General features: G+C 36.2%; 24 protein-coding genes and 2 pseudogenes. 13 read left to right on the plus strand and 13 right to left on the minus strand.

All coding sequences use genetic code 11. The annotated features are described in order from the left end of the window. The first annotated feature begins 76 nt into the window (after positions 1-76). Genes AZF08_RS23755 through AZF08_RS23775 form a run of 5 tightly spaced genes read left to right on the plus strand, consistent with a single transcriptional unit; the run spans position 77 to position 2,669 of the window. Complete coding sequence (locus AZF08_RS23755) at positions 77-571, plus strand: hypothetical protein (protein ID WP_033677310.1); 495 nt, start codon at positions 77-79, stop codon at positions 569-571. A 39-nt stretch (positions 572-610) separates the two neighbouring features. Continuing rightward, the gene (locus AZF08_RS23760) at positions 611-1,057 is read left to right on the plus strand and encodes a hypothetical protein (RefSeq protein ID WP_033677309.1); all 447 of its coding nucleotides are present in this window, start codon (positions 611-613) and stop codon (positions 1,055-1,057) included. Further along, positions 1,057-1,302, plus strand: a complete 246-nt coding sequence (locus AZF08_RS23765) for a hypothetical protein (protein ID WP_033677308.1) — start codon at positions 1,057-1,059, stop codon at positions 1,300-1,302. The genes AZF08_RS23760 and AZF08_RS23765 overlap by 1 nt, the downstream gene beginning before the upstream one ends. An 18-nt stretch (positions 1,303-1,320) precedes the next feature. Further along, on the plus strand, positions 1,321-1,584 hold the full coding sequence (locus tag AZF08_RS23770) for a BhlA/UviB family holin-like peptide (RefSeq protein ID WP_033677407.1): 264 nt from the start codon (positions 1,321-1,323) through the stop codon (positions 1,582-1,584). Continuing rightward, complete coding sequence (locus AZF08_RS23775) at positions 1,581-2,669, plus strand: peptidoglycan recognition protein family protein (protein ID WP_033677307.1); 1,089 nt, start codon at positions 1,581-1,583, stop codon at positions 2,667-2,669. The genes AZF08_RS23770 and AZF08_RS23775 overlap by 4 nt, the downstream gene beginning before the upstream one ends. Before the next feature lie 47 nt (positions 2,670-2,716). Here the strand turns inward: AZF08_RS23775 and AZF08_RS23780 are convergent, their stop codons facing one another. Both AZF08_RS23780 and AZF08_RS23785 read right to left on the minus strand, forming a co-directional pair. Further along, entirely contained in the window at positions 2,717-3,043 is a 327-nt protein-coding gene (locus AZF08_RS23780; protein WP_033677306.1) for a hypothetical protein, read from the minus strand. Between the two features lie 77 nt (positions 3,044-3,120). Continuing rightward, on the minus strand, positions 3,121-3,306 hold the full coding sequence (locus tag AZF08_RS23785) for a helix-turn-helix domain-containing protein (protein ID WP_235190097.1): 186 nt from the start codon (positions 3,304-3,306) through the stop codon (positions 3,121-3,123). Between the two features lie 174 nt (positions 3,307-3,480). Between AZF08_RS23785 and AZF08_RS23790 the strand changes: the two genes are divergently transcribed. Together AZF08_RS23790 and AZF08_RS30240 are read left to right on the plus strand one after the other, a co-directional pair. Beyond that, a complete protein-coding gene (locus AZF08_RS23790) occupies positions 3,481-3,807 on the plus strand; it encodes a hypothetical protein (RefSeq protein ID WP_033677302.1) in 327 nt (108 codons plus the stop codon). Next, on the plus strand, positions 3,792-3,917 hold the full coding sequence (locus AZF08_RS30240; RefSeq protein WP_153019587.1) for a DUF3961 domain-containing protein: 126 nt from the start codon (positions 3,792-3,794) through the stop codon (positions 3,915-3,917). The genes AZF08_RS23790 and AZF08_RS30240 overlap by 16 nt, the downstream gene beginning before the upstream one ends. 1,189 nt (positions 3,918-5,106) lie before the next feature. Here the strand turns inward: AZF08_RS30240 and AZF08_RS32275 are convergent. From AZF08_RS32275 to AZF08_RS23800, 3 genes and pseudogenes are all read right to left on the minus strand, one after another. Then, a complete protein-coding gene (locus tag AZF08_RS32275; protein WP_153019588.1) occupies positions 5,107-5,247 on the minus strand; it encodes a DUF3898 domain-containing protein in 141 nt (46 codons plus the stop codon). Continuing rightward, positions 5,201-6,383: pseudogene (locus AZF08_RS31595) on the minus strand (DUF3900 domain-containing protein). The gene AZF08_RS32275 and the pseudogene AZF08_RS31595 overlap by 47 nt, the downstream one beginning before the upstream one ends. A gap of 115 nt (positions 6,384-6,498) precedes the next feature. After that, complete coding sequence (locus AZF08_RS23800) at positions 6,499-6,846, minus strand: hypothetical protein (protein ID WP_033677657.1); 348 nt, start codon at positions 6,844-6,846, stop codon at positions 6,499-6,501. 473 nt (positions 6,847-7,319) lie between these two features. On the opposite strand from AZF08_RS23800, the gene AZF08_RS23805 reads away from it, so the two are divergent. Continuing rightward, entirely contained in the window at positions 7,320-8,180 is an 861-nt protein-coding gene (locus tag AZF08_RS23805) for a VanW family protein (protein WP_407639507.1), read from the plus strand. Positions 8,181-8,656: 476 nt separating this feature from the next. On the opposite strand, the gene AZF08_RS23810 is transcribed toward AZF08_RS23805, so the two are convergent. Both AZF08_RS23810 and AZF08_RS23815 read right to left on the minus strand, forming a co-directional pair. Continuing rightward, on the minus strand, positions 8,657-9,067 hold the full coding sequence (locus AZF08_RS23810; protein ID WP_033677653.1) for a VOC family protein: 411 nt from the start codon (positions 9,065-9,067) through the stop codon (positions 8,657-8,659). 45 nt (positions 9,068-9,112) lie between these two features. Further along, complete coding sequence (locus tag AZF08_RS23815) at positions 9,113-9,568, minus strand: hypothetical protein (protein WP_033677651.1); 456 nt, start codon at positions 9,566-9,568, stop codon at positions 9,113-9,115. A gap of 200 nt (positions 9,569-9,768) precedes the next feature. Between AZF08_RS23815 and AZF08_RS29280 the strand changes: the two are divergent. Further along, a pseudogene (locus tag AZF08_RS29280) lies at positions 9,769-9,900 on the plus strand (amino acid ABC transporter substrate-binding protein); the annotation flags it as partial. Positions 9,901-9,975: 75 nt separating this feature from the next. Continuing rightward, positions 9,976-10,884, plus strand: a complete 909-nt coding sequence (locus AZF08_RS23820) for a VOC family protein (protein ID WP_033677649.1) — start codon at positions 9,976-9,978, stop codon at positions 10,882-10,884. A gap of 253 nt (positions 10,885-11,137) precedes the next feature. On the opposite strand, the gene AZF08_RS23825 is transcribed toward AZF08_RS23820, so the two are convergent. Both AZF08_RS23825 and AZF08_RS23830 read right to left on the minus strand, forming a co-directional pair. After that, complete coding sequence (locus AZF08_RS23825; RefSeq protein ID WP_033677646.1) at positions 11,138-11,590, minus strand: DinB family protein; 453 nt, start codon at positions 11,588-11,590, stop codon at positions 11,138-11,140. Positions 11,591-11,625: 35 nt separating this feature from the next. Beyond that, positions 11,626-12,144 (minus strand): GNAT family N-acetyltransferase, encoded by a 519-nt coding sequence (locus AZF08_RS23830; RefSeq protein ID WP_033677644.1) that lies wholly within the window; start codon positions 12,142-12,144, stop codon positions 11,626-11,628. Between the two features lie 232 nt (positions 12,145-12,376). Here AZF08_RS23830 and AZF08_RS23835 point away from each other — a divergent pair, with 232 nt between their 5' ends. Then, entirely contained in the window at positions 12,377-13,162 is a 786-nt protein-coding gene (locus AZF08_RS23835; protein ID WP_033677642.1) for a TrmB family transcriptional regulator, read from the plus strand. Positions 13,163-13,289: 127 nt separating this feature from the next. Here AZF08_RS23835 and AZF08_RS31600 read toward each other — a convergent pair whose 3' ends face one another. The 3 genes from AZF08_RS31600 to AZF08_RS23850 form a co-directional block, all read right to left on the minus strand. Then, positions 13,290-13,496: a hypothetical protein gene (locus tag AZF08_RS31600; protein WP_235190104.1), complete on the minus strand. Its 207-nt coding sequence runs from the start codon at positions 13,494-13,496 to the stop codon at positions 13,290-13,292. 271 nt (positions 13,497-13,767) lie between these two features. After that, positions 13,768-14,871, minus strand: coding sequence for an ABC transporter ATP-binding protein (locus tag AZF08_RS23845; protein ID WP_033677640.1), 1,104 nt, complete (start codon positions 14,869-14,871; stop codon positions 13,768-13,770). A 104-nt stretch (positions 14,872-14,975) separates the two neighbouring features. Next, positions 14,976-15,875 (minus strand): PucR family transcriptional regulator, encoded by a 900-nt coding sequence (locus AZF08_RS23850; protein WP_051725908.1) that lies wholly within the window; start codon positions 15,873-15,875, stop codon positions 14,976-14,978. A gap of 301 nt (positions 15,876-16,176) precedes the next feature. Between AZF08_RS23850 and colA the strand changes: the two genes are divergently transcribed. Then, positions 16,177-19,095 carry a collagenase ColA gene (gene colA, locus AZF08_RS23855; RefSeq protein ID WP_033677662.1) on the plus strand — a complete coding sequence of 973 codons (2,919 nt, stop codon included), beginning with the start codon at positions 16,177-16,179 and terminating at the stop codon, positions 19,093-19,095. 46 nt (positions 19,096-19,141) lie between these two features. On the opposite strand, the gene AZF08_RS23860 is transcribed toward colA, so the two are convergent. After that, positions 19,142-19,660: a GNAT family N-acetyltransferase gene (locus tag AZF08_RS23860; protein WP_033677638.1), complete on the minus strand. Its 519-nt coding sequence runs from the start codon at positions 19,658-19,660 to the stop codon at positions 19,142-19,144. A gap of 206 nt (positions 19,661-19,866) precedes the next feature. On the opposite strand from AZF08_RS23860, the gene AZF08_RS23865 reads away from it, so the two are divergent. Then, the gene (locus AZF08_RS23865; RefSeq protein ID WP_033677636.1) at positions 19,867-21,252 is read left to right on the plus strand and encodes an FAD-binding oxidoreductase; all 1,386 of its coding nucleotides are present in this window, start codon (positions 19,867-19,869) and stop codon (positions 21,250-21,252) included. Positions 21,253-21,338: the final 86 nt, after the last annotated feature.

Here is a 21,338-nt window from a genome sequence, read left to right on the forward strand (position 1 = left end):
ATATTCTAAACTATTAATATTCAAAAGAAAGGAGGTGTGGTAAAATGTAGGAAAAAGTGAATGAGGGGTTCGGGGGATGAAAAAACGTCTGATTCTTACACTAGCGTTTACATTATCGGTAGGTAGTTTAGTAGCATGTAGCGAGGATAAAGCCGCTGATAAAACTGAGTCAAAAGTCGAAAGTACTAGTTCGACAAGTGAAACAAGGGAAGCGCCTACGAAAAGGACAGTTGATTTAAAGTCCGAAACATATCCTTGGCGTTTTGCTTCTCGCGATATTATTAAAGATTGGCAGAACAAAGGCGAAACAGTCTACCTATGGTCAGATGCCAATGCTATAGAGGAGTATATAACTAAAGAAATAACACGTGAAAATAAACATAAACAAGAGGATTTACCTAGATCAGCGGAATATGTTCATCTATTTATCGCTGAAGTGAAGAAACAAAAGCCAGACCAAAAAGAATATTTCGATAAAATGTCTGAAGCTGTTAATGATATGAAAGCCGTTAATATTGACGGCGCAAAAACGAAAATTGAAGAAGCGAAGAAACTAAGGGAAGCGAAATAATTCGTTTCTCTTTTTTATTTTTTCCGAGGAGGGCGTCTAATGCAAACAATTGAAATTTATGCGAAAAGCGGTGCTAAAAGGCTCGTGCAAATGGAATCGTACGATGCTGATTTACTTAACGGACAAATTAATAACAAGGATTTGGTGACCGTTCTTATCGGTGATTTAATTTATTCGCGTCTCGATATTAAATGCGTATTACCTCAAAAAGAGAACGGAGTAGGCGCGCGTAAGATTGAAGTTCGTACAAGTGACGGTAAAATATTCGAGATTACAACTGACGATTACGATCCCGTATATATTAACGAGCAGTTAAATAGCTCGAATACAATCACGGTTGTAATTGGCGATTATATCTTTTCACGTTTAGATATCAAGCAAATTGTTCCGGTAAAAGTCGAACCGACCGAACCAACTCCTCCGCCAGTAGAAGAGAATCCGGACGGAAGCGGTACGACGGAAACATCTACGGAGGTGGCTAGCTAATGAAATGTACAATCGGTGAAATTCAACTCGAAGGTACGACGGAAGAAATCACTAAGTTTGTAGATTGGTACAAGTTTCGTTTAATCCGTGATTGTGGCGGTAAGTCCTACGGTCCTGTATCGACAACGAGCGAAAGTAGTACGGTGTATTCAACGACAAGCGGCGGTGGCTCGGTTCAAACATCAAGTAGCTACCCGATAACAATTCCTAAACACGATCACACTGCACATCACGAATTTATTTAAAGGAGGGCGACGATGTTTATGCCGGAAGAAATCTTTAAATTAGCGATATCACAAGGACTCTTAGCAGTCCTTTTTGTTTGGCTACTTTTCGATTCACGTAAAGAGAATAAGGAGCGTGAAGAAAAGCAACGTGTTGAAAATGAAAAGCGCGAAGGTAAATTACAAGCGGTTATCGAGAAGAACCAGGAGGTAATTGAAGAGCAAGCGAAAGCCTTCGGTTCGTTATCGAAAGATGTAACGGAAATCAAACAGATTTTAAATACGAAGGAGGACGTAAAATGAAACGTATTACAAAACTATTAATCTCGATGGCTACCGTAATGGTAGTCTTTTTTTCGTTCATGGGCGGTGCTTTAGCGGATTCGATTAACCGTATGCTTATTCCAGATTTACCGAAACAGTCATATCGTTACGGAGTCGGCGCATACGAGGGTGTCGTAGCTCACTCGACAGCTACTCCGGAAGCACCCGCTATTAATATTCGAAACTATGAAGCTAGAACTTGGCACAACGCATTCGTTCATTTTGCAACGGATTGGAACGAAACGATTCAAATCGCCGATACGAAATACATCGCTTACGGCGCAGGGCAATATGCGAATAAACGATTCGTTCACGTTGAATTATCTGAGTCGAAAGACCCAGCAAAGTTTAAATCTTCATACGAACGATACGTTAAACTACTAGCGAAGATTCTAAAGGATAACGGCTTATCAGTCGAACAAGGGCTATGGACTCACGAAGATGTAACGAAGAAACTAGGCGGAACAGATCACGAAGACCCACGCGCATACTTAGCTTCTCACGGTGTATCTATCGCCCAATTACGTGCTGACGTGAAACGCGCGTACGATGATAACGAAGCTCCTATCGTAGTAAAACCGACGGAACCTAAGCCGGAAGTGCCTGCCGAAGTTAAACCAACTAATGGCGTTGCATACATCGACGGAACAAACGTTAACTTACGCAAAGGCCCAGGCGCTGACTACTCTAAACTACGTAAGTTAAATAAACCGGAAGCATACCAAGTATGGGGCGAAGTAAACGGACATAACGGTAAATGGCTATGCTTAGGTAACGACCAGTGGGTGAAATACGATTCGTCTTATATTCGTTATGATAACGGAAGTGCGCCTGTAAGCGATAGCGTAGTAGACAAACGTGTAGTATCGAAAGTGGACGACTTGAATTTCTATACGAAAGCAACGTGGGATAAATCATACCTAGCCGGTACTGTTGACATTGGTCTCGGCTTTACTATCGATGGAAAAGTTGACGTAAATGGTTCACCGCAATATAAAGTGCACAATTCGAAAGGAAATACGTTCTACATTACGGCTAGTGATGCGTATGTGAATGTACGATAACATGACGAAAAAGACCGCTTATTACGGGCGGTCGATTTTTTTTTTGTTTATTTCCATTCAATTAGTGTATTCTTCTTACAACTACCGCACTGGTAACTTCCGATACCTTTCTTAATTACCTGTTTTCGATTACAGTTCGGACATTCTACCCGCTGATACCCTAGTGATGCAGCAATCAGTCCAATTGACGTAACGGCTAACGGAATAGCAACGATAATTCCTATTATAGTAATAAATAGTACCATCGAAAGTAAAAACCCACCGATACCTAATAGCATCGATATTAAGCGCATAGCACGTTTAGTATTAGATGATTTCTCACGTTCTACCTCAATTATAAACGATTGACCGTCCGCGGTTTTTCGTAACTCCATAGTAAAACCTCCCCATAATTTCCCTACGTCAAGTATATCAAAATAAACAGTAAATTTCTCCAATAAAAAAGAACGCCTTATTCAGCGTCCTCCACAACGAATAAATCTTCGATTTTCAATTCTAACGCATTGCTGATACGGATCAATGTTTCGATTTCGTATCGAGACTGACGACTGAATCGACTAATCGTAGCCTCTGTCGTACCAGCCATCTCCGCTAAATCCTTTTGCCGTAAGTTACGTTCCGCTAAAATCTCCGACAAACGTGGCGTTACTTTCATAGTAGTACCTCCGTCCTAATTATCCTTAGTTACATCTTACAGTTTCGTAATTATTTCGTCAATAACTATTGACTTGCGAATTACACAAGTGTAAGATGAAATCATAAATAACGAATTACACATACGTAATGAGTAATGTGAAAGGGGATAAACGGAATGTCAAAGTTCAAAACGTTACTTAACGCTCCACAACTTTTAACCTTCGAAGAATTACCCGCAGAATTACAAAATGAGATTAATAGCGTTTCCGATTACGAGAAAATAGAGTTATTTAAAACTCGCTCGTTCGAACTTAATGGACGCTTACACATGGTTGTTTACATTGAAACTGTATCAGATTATTACGTATTCACTTATTTAGAATATCGCAATGGGACATCGATTAAGAAGCAGTCGATAAGCAAAACGACGATTAGCATGTTTCAATTGTTACGGAACGAAGATGAAGAGGATGAGGGCGTGAGACTATGTTCGCAAAACTAAACGGCTACTTCGGTCTTGATACGACATCCGATCGCATTTGGTATTACGGAGTTTTCGGCGTAGGCGGGTTATTATATACCGTCGATATGTTTATTGCTTATATACTTTAACGGACTTGTATACGTAAATTCACGTAGTTAAATGACAACTAAATAACGGAAATTATCCGTCTAGCCTCATGCAATCATTCGTTTTTAAAAAGCGAGATTCAAGAGGCTTAGTTTTCTATTGTCTTTTTTAGGAGCTACGGAGGTAATTTCCGAACGTGGAATTGCCTGTAAACCACGCTAAAAACTGTTTCCCGTTATGTGTTCACAAAACGCTTAACGGCTTGGATCGCCTACGTTCGTGCAGGAAGTGCAGAGTACGCTTCTACAAAGTAGGCAACCCGCAACGTATTCCTATTCGTACGTTGCGGGAAGGTGAGAGCGACCTATAACGGCTCGGGTGGTAGCCATTAACGTTACGGCGTTAGGGAACACGTTCAGCTTGTCGCACAGGGGTGGCTTTGTGTAGTGGACAGGTCATTGTTAAAGGACGTGGCGGTGAAGACCGACAGGCGAATAGGGTCTATACATACGGAACACTGACGAAGCAAGGCATGGCGAAGACCATGAAATAAAACGTAGACGCTTGTCCCTCTTACGCGCTTCGTTTATTTTTTAACGTAGCGACGTAGGGGACAAGTCCGCCTGCCAGCCGTTTTCCTAACTTCGCTTCAGCATGATAAAAACCTTAAGACCTTAAAGTCAAGGGATAAAATGAAAAAATAACGCCACTAACTAAGATAGATGGAGGACGGAAGTGACTACCGCTAACTAAGCGAAGTGGAGGACGAAAGTGATCAGTAAGATGGTGGAGGGAGAGGCCGTAAATACTAACGTGAGTTTTAAGTGGAAATAACGAGATAATACGTTGATAAATTGGAGGAGGATAAGCGAATGGGGATTACGGTAAGGGGAGGAGAGTTAACGTAGAATATCGAGAGTATTCGCTAGAGTACAGTCGGTAAATAAGAGGTGGAGGACAGAAGGAATATATAATAGAAGGAAGTGGTCAGACATTCGGTTGGTCAGCGATATAAAAGAGCGTAAATAAGGGCGTTTTGGTATCCGTATATTTTTAGTGACCAGTGATTGGACACATGGTTTCGAGTAAAATAAAAGAGCACTAGTAAAAAGTGCTCTAATCATAAACCGTGATATGGAAGTTTTTATTCAATATTAGGCCATAATTTTATACGTTATAGGGACACATTTTGGGTCACAAATCGGGACACATTCATGTGACCACAACCAATTAAAACTCCGTCATTGAAGCTTTCTTTTCAATCCGCTCAATCACATCTTGCAACTCGTCCGGCTTCAGAAACTCAATAGGAGAGAAGCCTTTCTCAAACGTAAGTGTATCCGNTTGAAGCTTTCTTTTCAATCCGCTCAATCACATCTTGCAACTCGTCCGGCTTCAGAAACTCAATAGGAGAGAAGCCTTTCTCAAACGTAAGTGTATCCGCCTCAATCATGAGTACATATCTGTCATTAACCTTCGCAATATGAATCTGGTCTCCAAAATCCGCAAGTAAGGCCTTCACAGAAATATGGTCTGCTTTTACTTTCAGTTCAACCTCAGGAGCGTGCTCCACAATTTGTGCTGTTGCTTCCATTACTTCTTCTGTTGAAAATTGCTCCATAATTTCACGTTTTGGACTCGCAGCCCATACTTCCATCGCTTGGTCAAACTGTTCACGTTCCTCTGTACCTTCTTCAAATACGTCTTCAATTTGGTCATATACCATGTCCATAACTTGCGTTTTCATAATTTCTGGCATGGAACGCTCGTATTCTACGAATTTTAAGAAGTCTTCGAAGTAGCGGGCGTGTGATGCTTGGTGGATTTTTAGTTCACCGGCTTCGACGATGCCTTCTTCTGGCANGCTCGTATTCTACGAATTTTAAGAAGTCTTCGAAGTAGCGGGCGTGTGATGCTTGGTGGATTTTTAGTTCACCGGCTTCGACGATGCCTTCTTCTGGCATGTAGGGGTATTGAATTGATTTCATGTTTTTTGTCGTAATCGCCATTTCAACGTTGTGAATAAGCGTTGCTTCGTCAGAAATAGAGGCAACTTTCGGTTCGAAATCACACTTCATAACGAAGACGAATGGATCGTCAAAGTACTTACGTAGTTTTGCTTGAGCAACTAAAAATACACCACCACGTACGGCGCTCGTATCGATATATGTATAAACAAGAGGTTCGCTCATATCTTTAAAATTGTCTTTCGTTTCCGCAAAGCGAATGCGGTTGAATAAATTATAATGAGGATTCGAATCTAATTCGTGTCCAGTTTCTACTATAAATCGACCAATTTTTGTTGGAGCTTGTTCGGTTTTTGCATGACGTTCTACTTTTCGTTTAGATATTTTTAATAATTCCCCATCTAAGAAGTCTTTTAATGGGCTGTCCTCATATTCATCAGTATCCAACGTTTGAAAATGTTTATATCGTTTATCAGCTTGTTCACCTTTTCCTTCTACTTGTACAACATAGAAAGAAAGATAATTTATTTCAAAATCCATATTTATCACCTTGTTTCATTTCGTTAACTCTTACCAGTATAGAGACAGAGAAAACTTTCGTCAATTTAATGAAGGAAGGGTATCCCTTCCTTCTATAGTTTTTCGTTCTTCTGAATTAAAACCCATCCTCAAGTGCCGAAAATGGAATGTTTAGTCGGTTTTCTACAGTACGCAAGCGTTGATTTAATCGATTTAGCCTGCGTGTATGACGTTCTACAGTCTGTTGAAGTTGGTTTACTTGACGGTTTAATTGATTTACTCGTTGTTCTAGCTCATTTACTCTTCTTTCTAACTGGCGCCCGCCGCCACCAGGAAATGAAATAGGGATTTGGAATTGTCTGTTTGGATCATATGGATCAATTTGTTCTGTTTGTTCTACGTACGGTTGGTATTGGGATTGTGCGTCGTATTGTTGCTGATATATATAAGGATTGTAAGGGGGATATGAATTGTAGGGATACATAAACATCCTCCGTTCTCTAAATTAGGTTGAATTCATCATAATGTATGTGTTAGTGCGGATGGGTGACACGGCGAATACCTATAAACTGGATGGTGATGGTGAGTGGATGTACCTAGAGGAGTTATGAAGATTTTTTGAAAAATAAGTATGAAATGCAAAAAAACTAAAATAGGAATGTATTAAAATTGTTTTCAATTTCTTTTATGGTATATAATGGTCAAAAAGGGATATAGTTACAAAAGTAACAAACTTAATTTTTTTATGCAAATATATGTAGACATTTTGGGAAGAAAAGAGTAATTTTAATATAGCAGAAATCAAATTGTAATATTCCATAATCATATTGCAATGTCATGTAACCATACATACATAAAGTTGATAAATAAAGAAGTAAAAGTTTTTATGGAAAAGGGGAGAGTATATTGTTGCGTAAGGTACAAAGTTTAGTAATTGGAGCACTCTGTGTAGGTGTAATGAGCGGATGTAATACAAAGGTAAGCGATGTTTCGTTAGTCAGTGAAATGGGTGAGCATACTGTAGAAGCTAAGACGGGTGTTAATGATAGTATAAGTTTAATAGATGCTAGAAGCGGTACTGAAGTGAAAAATTTAAATCTAGAAAGCCTAGGTTACTTTAATGATGAAACTAAGTTTAAAAAAGAAGTAACGAAAGTTGTTAGTGAAGTAGGAAAAAGCATTGATAAAAAAATGATTCCTTCTCGTATGGCAAGTGACGGAACGTGGCAAGAAGGAAAACCTGCCTATGAATTGATGGAAAAAGAGCTAGTAGACAAACTGATGAATGTAGGTATGTGGGATTCTACTTATCAATTACCGATTGTTGAGAAAAAGCCAGTAGCGAAACCAGAAGATGCAAGTGGAAGCGGTGCAGTAATCGGTAGATATGAAACAAATTTAGGTGGCTCTACTGGGGGAAGAATTGAGAATATTCGTTTGTCCGCAAATAACATTAGTGGAGTTGTATTAGGAAAAGGAGATCGTTTCTCTTTTAATGCATTGATTGGAGATACAACACCAGACAAAGGATATCAGTTAGGGAAAGAAATTGTAGATGGAAAATTAGTGGATGGATATGGAGGCGGTGTTTGTCAAACATCATCTACTCTATACAATGCTGCAGACCAAGCTGGGTTAAAAATGGTAGAGAGAACAACACATTCAAAAACAGTAGGATATGTTCCAAACGGAAGAGATGCTACAATCGCATATCCATATTTAGATTTAGTGTTTGAAAATACGAATGATGTACCTGTGAAGCTTTATATGAGTGTAGAGGGTGGAAAGCTTATTGCTGAGGTACGTGCTGCAAGATAAGAATGGTGTTCTATTATTCTCTGAGTCATCTTTTCTAGTGTTTTTCTAGAAGGGATGGCTTTTTGTATACATAAAATTAGTATTGAAAATTTATCCCACATGAACGGGCAGTAAGCCCTCATCTCAAGATTCAGAGAGAAGTAAGGAAGATAAATGGGGGATGAAGAACCCCCACTGATGGAAGTTTCACTTTATTTGTTGCTTTAAATCTTTTTGAACTGGAATAGATAGGAAAAGGAAGGGGAATAAGAATAAGGCTGAGAGGAGAGAATTGTGCGTGCAATTTATCTTTGAAATGGTTGCAATTGCAGGAATCTTATTTGTTGTTTTGATTTTGGGATATAGTAAAACGTTAAAAGATGTTAATCGAAAGAAGAATAAAGAGGACAAATGAATGGTATTGCGTAATGATAAAAAATAATAGATAAAAAAGGTGCTTATGTATAATAAAAGCACCTTTTTTTATAAAGAAGGATTTAAGCTTTTGTATAATTTAAATCCCAGATAACGCCAAAACAATCTTTCACTTTGGCAAATTTTGCTCCCCAGAATGTATCTTGTAATTCCATGAATACAGTTCCTTTTTCACTTAGCGCTGCATAAATTTTATGAATTTCCTCTTCACTATCTAATTCAAGTGCTAATGAGATGTGATTTCCGATTTCAACGGATTGACCTAAAAATGCATCGGATACCATGAAAAATAAACCATCTTTCTTGAAGCGAGCGTGCATAATGCGGTTATTCACTTCTGGTGGTGTCGGGAAGTCAGCATCACCGAAAGTTTGGATTCCTTGAATGTCTCCTTCAAATACTGATTTATAGTATTCAAGTGCTTCTCTCGCATTGCCGTTGAATGTTAAGTATGGAGTAATTTGTTGTTTCATTTGTAACGCTCCTTTAATGTTTTATTAGGTTACTTAAGTAACGGTTTATTGGTTATATTCAGACTCAGCGATCGTTTTAACACGATTAACAAAGTCGATCACAACTTGATTTGTTGCAGATTTCATATATAACTTAGCTTGCTCATTTAATGCCTTATTTGTTGGAGTATATTTAAATAATGTTTGGTTTTTATCTGTTTGGGTCAATTCGTATGTAGCGGTAATATCAAACATGTTAGCAAGAGTAAAAACACATTTTAATTTTTTATATGTGTGCGTGTTTATATAATCAAGAGTTTCTACATCATATTCTTGAATCTCTGCACCTTCTCGGTATTGCTGACGATAAATATTTCCAACAATCGCGTCTGTTTCTTTGAGTGGTATATTAGCTATTAATTGGGGCATTAGTTTTTGTATTTGATCTAATGAACCGTCAAAATATGAAAATACATGTTCAATGGGTGTATGAATGATGATATCTTCAGTCCAACTTTTCATGACATTCCTCCTTTATATATTGAATTAACCTTATGACGCAAACAAACGTTCATAACGTTAAGGTATTTATAGAATTTTATTTTTATTCACAAGTCTTGGGGGCAACTTTCGCCAATTCATGTTATGTGTTGTAAGTTTCTTTTGGTTGAGCGGTGTAGGATATAATTGTATATGTTATTTCTCTACTAAAATAAAAATAATTCCCATTTGCTAAAAATAACGAAAAGTTAGAAAATATAAATAAGGTTTTAAAAGAATTAGATCAAGGTGGGACATTAAGTGAAATCTCGAAAAGATGGTTAAAGATTGATGCGACCAAAAAACAAAAATAAAGTGTATTCGTTGAGCGGAGTAATCGCTCCATCAGCTTATATAAACAATTAAAGGATTAAGGGGAGAACTGATTTATGGTACAAATTTATCCGGAAACACGTATTGGACATGTGGAATTTAAAGTGAAAGATTTAGCGCGTCAAATTGCTTTTTATGAAAGCGTAGTAGGGTTAGAAGTAATAAAAAAAGAGGGTAATAAAGCATATTTAGCTGGAAAGGGTGGAACAAAGGCTCTATTGGTACTTGAACAATTAAATGATGCAATTTTACAAGAGCCACGTACAACAGGAATATATCACGTTGCTTTTTTAGTCCCGACTCGTAAAGATTTCGCATCTGCACTATTTGGGGTAATCCGTAATAAAAAAGTAATTGATAGTCCAATTGAACAAGAAGGGCGTTATACATATTCAAATGAGATTTTACCAATTTCACGCTTTAATAGTGCGAGTGATCACACGTATAGTGAAGCGTTTTACTTACAAGATTTAGAGGGGAACGGCATTGAGATCTATGCGGATCGTCCGCGTGATCAATGGGGAGGAGGGCCAGGAGGAAGTACACCATTAGATTTAAAGGAACTAGCTACACTTGTTGATTATGATTTTAATGGATTACCAGCAGGAACTGTAGTTGGACATGTACATTTACGAATAGCAGATGTAGAAAGTTCACATGAATTTTATGTAGAAACAGTTGGTTTTGAAGAGCAGCAGCGTGAAGAAGATTGCCTATTTATCTCAGCAGGTGGGTATCATCATCACATCGGTGCTAATACATGGAACGGAGTAAACAATCCACATCCACCAGCTCATGCAACTGGATTAAAAGTATATACAATTGTATTACCGCATAAAGAGGCATTGGATGAAGTGAGAGAGAGATTAATAGAAAAAAATTATGAACTAACAGTAATAGTGAATGGATTCACAGTGGTGGATCCAAGTGGAATTAGGGTACAGTTTGAAGTAGAGGAAGCATAATATTTGTATGAGGTAACAAAAAATAAGGAGGAGGGAAGTGTCTATGGACTTTCCTTCTCCTTATTTTTGATACGTAATCCAAGTAGAGCAGGGCTGGAATGAAATGAGATTTATGCTTATCTGTATAAGTGATTTGGTATAAGGTTAACTGCGTGATTACTTCATTTGTATCTTCATATTCCTTTATAAGAAGTTGCACTTGATTTTTCCCTCCATATCATTCATGGGATCTGAAGAATATACAAAAAGAAATCTAGTTTTTAGAATTTGTAAATATTTGATTAAGATGATGGTTCATATGGTCGATATAATCTGTAACAAGCCATTCTAAAGTTACGACGTTTTGGTTTTCTAACTTACATGTAAGATGCCATTGTTCATTTTTTACATTGTCTAATAGTTTTATGATTTGATTATTAATAGCTTCCCATAATTTTAGTATGTCATTTGATGAAAAAGATTGTTGATAATTATGTGCTTGCACCCATGAATTTTGATCATAACCGTTTATTGTAATTGATTCTTTTGAAGTAAGAATATCAACAAAGCGTTTATGGTTTACTGTACCAGAATCACAAAGGTGACCTAATATTTCTTTTTTAGACCATTTTGCTGGGGTGAGTTTTACGTCCATATTAGAAAGAAGTATAATTTTTTGGGAAGCGGTATGGATTGTATTTTCTAATTGAATTGCTAATGTAGGCATATGGATCCCTCCGTTATTATTTGTAATGGGATGTATCAAAGTTCAATCCAGAATCTTCTCACAACGTTACCATCATCTTCAATATAATTACTGTCACGAAGGCCTCTATTATGTAGAATTGTTTTTTCGGAAGCGGTATTTCTTTCATCGCAAACGACAAGAACTTTTGTAACACCAACTTCTTTTATCTTTTTTAATGATAAAGCTAATAATTTTGTAGCATATCCTTTCCGTCTTGCTGAAGGACGAATACCATAACCAATGTGCCCGCCAGCGTTGAAAAGGTGCTCTGTTAAACGATGACGAATATTAACAGCCCCAACAACTTTTTTATTATTTGTGACTAGCCAATACGTAGAGTCAGGAACCCAACTATCGGGAATGTTTTTTCCTGCCGCTGCATCGAGTAGTTCTTGAACCATTGCTGGGAAATTGGAGGGGTCTTTTGTAATAACCCAGGGAACCATCGTTTCACCACTATCTTTCCATTCTTGATAGAAATCTAAGTACTCTTTTTTTAAATCAATTGTAGGAGTTACTAAATAAACATGCACTGTAAATATTCTCCTTTCAAATGTAATATTTATAATATTAACATAATTATGGGATTAACGAGGGGCTTTTTGAAATTATATAAGTGAGATGTGTGAAAAGGGAAATGATGTGATATTAGATTGAGATGATTGACTTCTAGAACGAGAAAGTGTACGGTTCAACTAGTAGTATTTTTAGATACTACTTAAAACGTAATCTCGAAATATAAGAAAGAAGTAAGGAGGTTTTCTAATGATTGATTTGCTAAAAAAGATAGGATTGTCTGATTTGGAAGCAAGATGCTATATGACATTGCACGAAGAACCTGGGATATCAGGTTATGAAGTTGCAAAACGAGTGTCAGTTTCCAGAACGAATGTATATGCTGCGTTACGATCGTTAACGGACAAAGGAGCTTGTCGTAGTATTGAAGGAGAAACAGTTCTTTATGACGCTGTTCCAATTGAACAATTGTTACGTCTTGTTCAAACAGAATTTGAACAAACTTCAAAAGCTCTTATCGAAAATTTAAAGCCATCACCAAAACCTGCACCCGCTTTTTATAATTGGCAAGGAAGTAAAGCGCTAGAGAAAACTGTACAACGAGCTATCGTAAATGCAGAAGCATCGATTGTTGTTGATATATGGGCAGAAGATGTTCGATATGTAGAAGAATCCTTACTTTTAGCAGAATCTAAAGGGGTTAGTGTAATTCTTATTACAATTGGACCATGTAAAACATCTTTAAAACATGTGTTTCAGCATTATAGAGATGAAGAATGGCCAACTGATGAAAGAAAGTTTTCTATTCTTTGTGACTCTAGTTCAGCGTTAATTGGTAGTTTCGGAGGAGAAATCAAACCATCTGCATTAGAAACGAATCATCCAGCGGTAATAGAAGTAATAAAAAATGCATTTTACCATGATATGATGATGCAGCATATCGAAGAGGATTTCGGAAAAGAATTTCAAGAGAAGTACGGTGAAAATTACCGAAAAATGCTAAGTTATTTCAAGGAGAAAGGCTGGCATATATAATGACGACAATTGATCTTCAGTTTTGTAGTGAATATGATGAATAAACATAATAACTAAAATATCTATGAGTACATGGACGTAAAAAAGGTGTTTTTTAACTTAAAAACACCTTTTTTTAATTCTTGGATTAATTTTCTTTAAACTTTATGGTTGCAACCACTTGGGCATGATCAGATTGTTTTTGATTTCCAATATCATCACATTTTAAATGTCGGTCGAGTACCTCATATGTGCTTACTCGACCAACGTGCTGTTCGTTTTTCTCATTGAGTGCATTAGATACAAAAATATAGTCTAATACGTTTCCTACTTTTTTATAATAATGTGTTGGCAATCTTTTTTGTCCACTTTGATTTGGAGCTAAGTCAAAAGCATCGTAAAGTTTATAGTCGTACCCGATCTTTTGTGTTTCTTCAGGAAGTGTTGAATAGGCTTTTCCGTCTCCTTCTAAAAGCCTTTCTCTATTAGTTAATGCCTTCTATCGGAATAGAGTGTTCATCATCATTTAGGTCGCCAAGCAAAATAACTGGAGACTCTTTATGAGTGTTAACAATATACTCGTGAATCTTCGTAACTTTCCTCTTTTCGTTTTTAATGAATCAGCTCTATTTATTTCGTATACGTCGTTCTGTATCGCTATCGAAAAAATGAGCCTTGCTTAAACTAAAGGCTAATTTTAGTTTGTCGTTCGTTTTTATTTCTGAACGAGCGTTGATTCTGGCAACAAAATTTTGTTCGGCAAGTTTGCCATGAATCATTGACTCAGCACCTAGTAATTCAGCTACTTCAACGGTAATTTCAATGGTTGATTCCGGAGATGCTTGTAGTACAACTGGTTCATCGTGAATATCTTCTGGACGAATACCGAGGGTCAGCTTCTTCCCGTTGTAACCTTGTGTTTGTAATATCTTTAATTGTCCATCTGGTATTTTTAAACGAATACCATCGATGTTTATATAACCATCTTGTAATGTTCCGTTAAAAAAGTTCATTGCTGGAGAACCGATAAAACCTCCGACAAAGATATTTTCTGGGGCATCATATACTTCTTTTGGGCTACCAACTTGTTGAATAAGCCCATCTTTCATAACAACAAGACGAGTTGCCATTGTCATCGCCTCGGTTTGATCATGTGTAACGTAAATAGTTGTTGTATCGAGACGACGGTGTAGTTTAGAAATTTCAGAACGCATACTAACACGTAACTTTGCATCTAAATTGGATAAAGGTTCGTCCATTAAAAAGACTTTTGCATCACGAACAATCGCCCGTCCTAAAGCAACACGTTGACGCTGGCCGCCAGATAATGCTTTTGGCTTACGTTTCAAGTATTCTTCTAGGCCTAGAATCTTTGCAGCTTCTGTTACGCGACGATTAATCTCTTCCTTAGGCAGTTTGCGTAATTTTAAACCAAAGGCCATATTATCATATACGGACATGTGTGGATATAATGCGTAATTTTGAAATACCATTGCAATATCACGGTCTTTTGGAGGAACATCGTTCATTCGTTCCCCGTCAATATAAAAAGATCCATCAGAGATGTCTTCTAAGCCAGCAATCATACGTAAAGTTGTAGATTTTCCGCAGCCGGAAGGACCAACGAATACAATAAACTCTTTATCTTCAATATGTAAATTGAAATCAGATACAGCAGTCACTTTATTATCGTAGACTTTAAAAATGTGATCTAGTACTAATTCCGCCATTATATCACTCCTTATCTAATAATTAGTTATATTGTAAGCGTTTTATATAATTAGGTATATTGACATATTGCACAAAAATATAAAGAGTTTTTTAGGCAAGTCTACTAGGAATTGAAAGGGGAGTATGATTGTTTGGGTTTGTGTGATATTTGTAAAGTTAGAAATGCCATATAGACCGCTACAGCACCTTCAAATGTTTTAATATTAATGCCTGTTTTCTCAATGAATTTATCAATGCGATATTGCAGTGTATTACGATGTAAATATAATTGTTTTGCAGCGAGTGAAACGTTTAAGTTACATTGAAAGAATACTTGAATGGTATGAATTAATTCTTTATCGTCCTGTATATTTTGAAGCAGTCGTTTTATATATTCTTCCTTTTCATGTTTCGGTAATGCAGTAATGAATTGATAAGGAAGTATATGTTCCATACTTATTATTTTTTTTGATAGATAGGGAGAAAGGCTTGAGAAAAAATTCCTTTCCCATTGATAGAGATGAGAAGGTGTAGTTGCTTGTGTATAAAGTTTGCCGATAAAGAAGGAAATTGAAACGAAAAAATCAGCTTCTAACGTATCAATGATTGCTTGTAATGAATAGTCTGATGAAGGTGCTGTTAATATGACAACGCCGGCCTGGGAGTTCTCCCAAACAACTGTAGTAGAAAAAGGGAACATGGATTGTAATGCGTTTTGAAATTCATCGCGTTCTATAATAGTTTGGTTCATGAAAAAATGTAAAAATTGCATGGATGAGATCGTTATAGTTTTATTTTGATAAAGTATCTCATACCAGGTCTTTTCAGCTTTTGTTTTATAAAATGTGTTTGTATCAATAGGAGTTAAAATTGATGTAAGTAAATCATTTTCGTTTTTGTGTAGGCGCTTTCTGCGTATTCCGACTTTTTTTCCATCAACTAAAAACCATTTATATTCTTCGCATAAATGGAGTTCAGCAATACACATATCTTCTCCGTAATATGATTTTAATTGTTGAATCATAGAATACCCACCTCTTTTAATAAAATGTAAATGGTAATTTTACTAAAAAATGAATAATATACATCCTATTCTTTCTTTATCATGAGTTGTATATATATTTGCTTTCTAAAACAATCATATAATATATTATTAGAAAATTCTATTTTTAGTAAAAATAAGGGTAGTTTTACCTGTATAAAAGATGTATAGATGATATATTTATTAGTTTTGATAGTTTTTTTCTCAATAGTTAATAACTAGTAAAACTAGTAAAATAATTACGGGGACAATAAAAAATGTAAAGTAGGGGAGACGTATGCGTATGAGAGATTATTCAAAAAAAGTGTTAGCTGGGGTAAGTTTGATTACTTTCATGTTAGGTAGTTTTCAAGGGGAGGCGCTAGCGAAAGACAATAAAAATGATAAAGCGCATTCCTATCGAAACGTATTGCGAATGGAGCCAACTGGTGTACAGTTACCGTTACAAGAACTAGCGCATTCATCAAATGTATTAGAAAATAAGTCTTTTGAGAAAAGGTTACAATTATCAGATTTATCACAGCGTCCACCAGAGGTAATGAAAGAAACAAAACAAGAAGCACCAGCAAAAAAATATACAATTGCAGAATTAAATCAATTAAGCAATCAACAATTAGTAGATTTACTTGTAACAATTAATTGGGAACAAATTTCGGGTCTTTTCCAATTTAATAATGATAGCCTTGCATTCTATCAAAATGATAGTCGGATGCAAGCAATTATTGATAAATTAGCACAGCAAGGAAAAACATATACAAAGGATGATTCAAAAGGAATTGAAACATTGGTAGAAGTGTTACGATCAGGATTTTATTTAGGGTTTTATCATAATGAATTAAGCAAACTAAATGAGCGTAGCTATCATGATAAATGCTTACCTGCATTAAAACTAATTGCGAAAAACCCTAATTTTAAGTTAGGTACATCTGAACAAGATAGAGTAGTATCTTCATACGGGAAGTTAATCGGGAATGCCTCCAGTGATCCGGAAATAGTTTCACTTGCAACGCCGATTTTTAAACAATATAACGATAACCTTCCGACGTATGTTGATAGTCGTTCTGCAGGAAGTGCTGTATACGATATTATGCAGGGAATAGATTATGACATACAATCTTATTTATATGATACGAGAAAAGAGCCAAAAGATACGATGTGGTATAAAAAGATAGATGGCTATATTAATGAGCTAAGTCGTTTTGCATTAATTGGTACGGTTACGGATAAAAATGGATGGCTCATTAATAATGGATTGTATTATACAGGAAGGCTTGGGATGTTCCATACTACTTCAACAAAAGGTTTGCAAGTTGTAACGGAAGCGATGAAAGTGTATCCGTATTTAAGTGAACAATACTTTGTAGCTGCTGAACAAATCACTACGAATTACGGCGGGAAGGACGCAAATGGGAAAACAATTGATCTAGACCAAATACGTGAAGATGGAAAGAAAAAGTACTTACCTAAAACGTATACATTTGATGATGGAGCGATTGTATTGAAAGCGGGGGATAAAGTAACAGAAGAGAAAGTAAAACGTTTATACTGGGCGGCTAAAGAAGTGAAGGCCCAATTTCACCGTACAGTTGAAAGCGATAAACCACTTGAAAATGGAAATCCAGACGATGTGTTAACAATGGTTATATATAATAGTCCAGCTGAATATCAATTTAACCGTCAATTATATGGATATGAAACAAATAATGGTGGTCTTTATATCGAAGGAACAGGAACGTTTTTCACATATGAACGTACACCAGAGGAGAGTATATATAGTTTAGAAGAATTGTTCCGTCATGAATTTACACATTATCTACAAGGAAGATATGAAGTGCCCGGCCTGTGGGGAGAAGGTAAAATCTACGAAGATGAGCGCTTATCTTGGTTTGAAGAAGGAAATGCTGAGTTTTTTGCAGGTTCAACTAGAACAGATAATGTTGTTCCAAGAAAGAGTATTATAGGAGGGTTATCTTCTAATCCGGCAGATCGTTACACAGCAGAACAAACATTGAATGCAAAATACGGAACGTGGGATTTTTATAATTACTCCTTTGCGCTGCAATCTTATATGTATAATAAGCGGTATGATATGTTTGATAAGATTCACGATTTGATTCGGAAAAATGATGTATCAGGATATGATGCATACCGCTTAGCGTTAAGTAAAGATTCAGGGCTAAACAAAGAATATCAAGATTATATGCAAATGTTAGTAGATAATCGCGATAAATATAATGTCCCATTAGTATCGGATAATTATTTAGCAAAACATGCACTGAAACCTGTTTCAGATATTGAGGCGGATATTACAGCAGAAGCGAAATTAAAAGACGTCAAAGTGACAAAGCATAAATCACAATTTTTCAATACATTCACACTGCAAGGAACATATACAGGAGGCACTGCAAAAGGAGAATATGAAGACTGGAAAACGATAATACAAACGGTGAATGATTCATTGAAACGTTTAGCAGAAAAAGAGTGGACAGGCTATAAAACAGTAACAGCTTATTTTGTTAATTATCGGGTCAATGCATCTGGTCAATTTGAATATGATCTTGTGTTTCACGGTATAAATACGGAAGAAAGTACAGGGAATAAAGCGCCGGTTGCTGTTATAAATGGTCCATATAGCGGGAATGTAAATGAAGCAATTTCTTTCAAGAGTGACGGTTCAAAAGACGAAGATGGAAAAATAGCTGCTTATAAATGGGAATTTGGGGATGGGCAATTAAGTAATGAGAAAAATCCATCTCATGTATATACAAAAGAAGGAACGTATACAGTGAAATTATCAGTAACAGATGATAAAGGAGCAACTGCTACTGCAACAACAAATGTAACAGTTCAAAAGAAAGATACTGGTAGTGTAGAAGCAGAACCGAACAATTCATTTGAAACAGCAAATAAACTATCACTGAATAAGCTATTACGTGGTAGTTTAAGTGACGGAGATGAAAATGATTTCTTTGAAATTAACGTTGAGACTGCAAAAAATCTCCAAATCAACGTGACGAATGAAAATAATCTTGGTATGAACTGGGTGTTATACTCTGAAGCAGATTTAAATAATTATATTACCTATGCTCAGCGAGAAGGAAATAAACTAGTAGGGAATTATTATACGTACCCAGGAAAATACTATTTACATGTATATAAGTATAGTGGTGGATCGGGAAATTATACGGTAGAAGTGAAGTAATGAAAAAAGGTCGTCATATGAATATGGCGACCTTTTCATATTATTGTTAGGAAGAAGGTGAGGTATAACTAAATAATTTAACTTCTTCTTCTTCTTTGGAATATGGAATCATTCTTTCAAACCGTAAGCCTAATTTTTCTAAAAGTTTTGCTGAATCATTGTTGTCTATCGAAGTAATTGCCACAATCCGATGTAGTCCTAATGTATTTGTCCCGTAGTCCATCACAGCTGAAGCGGATTCATAAGCATATCCTTTGGAACGGAACTTTTCTAAAAAAGCAAAACCAATATCTATATCTTCTAAGGAATCTCTTTTGACAAGGCCACATATTCCTAGTGGCATAAGATCTTCTTTTCGTTCTACTAAGTAAAGGCCGAAACCGAAGCGGTGATACATATCAACTGGACCATTCAAAATATATTCCTGTGCGTTTTCAAGAGTTCGAACACCTTTATCGCCAATGAATTGTAACCATGCAGGGTCGTTTAACAGCTCCAATATAAATGGTGCATCTTTAATTTCTAACCAGCGAAGAACGAGTCGTTCTGTTTTAAGAACTATCATTTATAACACCACCTTTATATTACATAAGAATATGTATGTTACATATAAGATAGGTGAAGATTATTCATTCTGTCAAATAGAAAGATAGTTTTTTTATAGTTATCTTCTGTATGTAAAACTTGAATAATTGTATTTTTCAGATTATTATGTATAAAAATGGTAGGCTTATTTTTAAATTTAGATTTTTAAGAAGAGGAGAAAATAAGATGGAAATAACAATTGAGCGTTTAGTAAGTGATTTAAAAGAAATACTCCCTGAAAATCAAGTAGTAGTAAATATGACAGTAAGAGAATTACATAGTAAAGATGAATCCTATCACGCTAGTAGCTTGCCAGATGTTGTTGTATTTCCAAAGACGACAGAAGAAGTTAGTAAAGTAATGAAACTAGCGAATCAACATCAAAAGTCTGTTGTACCTTTTGGAGTTGGGTCAAGTTTAGAAGGACATGTTATTCCATATGAAAAGGGAATTACAATGGACTTCTCTCTCATGAACCGAATACTCGAGGTAAGAGAAAAAGATTTTCTTGTTAAGGTACAACCTGGAGTAACTCGTTCACAACTGAATAAAGAGTTGAAAAAGCACGGTTTGTTTTTTAGTGTGGATCCAGGAGCGGATGCGACATTAGGTGGAATGGCTGCCACAAATGCAAGTGGAACAACAGCAGTAAAGTATGGTGTTATGCGTGATCAAGTTCGTGATTTAGAAGTTGTGCTTGCTGATGGGACAATTATACATACAGGTAATTTAGCTGCAAAGTCATCATCTGGTTATCATTTAAACGGTATTTTCGTTGGATCAGAAGGTACGCTTGGTTGCTTTACTGAGTTAACACTTAAAGTATACGGTATACCAGAACATACTATGGCGGCAAGAGCATCTTTTCCGGCTGTGAATGATGCGATAGAAGCTGTGATTGATATTTTACAAGCTGGTATTCCAATTGCGAGAATTGAGCTTGTCGATGAACTTTCGATGAAACAAGTTAACAAATATAGTGAAACAAATTATAGAGAAGAACCAACATTATTTTTAGAGTTTCATGGAAATGAAGCTGGATTAAAGCAAGATATTGAATTTACAAAAGAAATTGTTCAGGATCATAAATGCAAGAACATTGAATTTGAAACCGAAACAGCAGCAAGGAATCAATTATGGGACGCAAGGCACAATTTAGCGTATGCTTATGTTCATAGTTATCCTGGTAAAAAGCTGATGAGTACGGATGTTTGTGTCCCTATTTCAGAGTTAGCAGATGCAATACAGCATGCAAAAGAGACTTTAGATTCTATTGGCCTAGTTGGTGGAATCCTTGGGCATGTAGGAGATGGGAATTTTCATGTTTTATTAATGGTTAATCCAAGTGATAAAGAGGAAGTGAGTAAAGCTGAAGCAACAAATGAAAAAATTGTGATGTATGCTCTTGAACGTGGTGGAACATGTACAGGAGAACATGGGGTAGGGATTGGAAAACAAAAATATCAAGAAAAAGAGCATGGGGCAGCGCTTCTTGTAATGAAAAAAATTAAACAAGTTCTTGATCCGCAAAATATTTTAAATCCGAATAAAATTTTTAAAATCGAAGAATAGGAAATGAAACTGTCCTTATAAAATATATATAATCTGTCCCTGTTGGTTTGGTTAGATGAAACATATAATCAAAAACAAAAAGTATT

The sequence above is a fragment of the Bacillus gaemokensis genome (genome assembly GCF_001590835.1).
Taxonomy (GTDB): Bacteria; Bacillota; Bacilli; order Bacillales; family Bacillaceae_G; genus Bacillus_A; species Bacillus_A gaemokensis.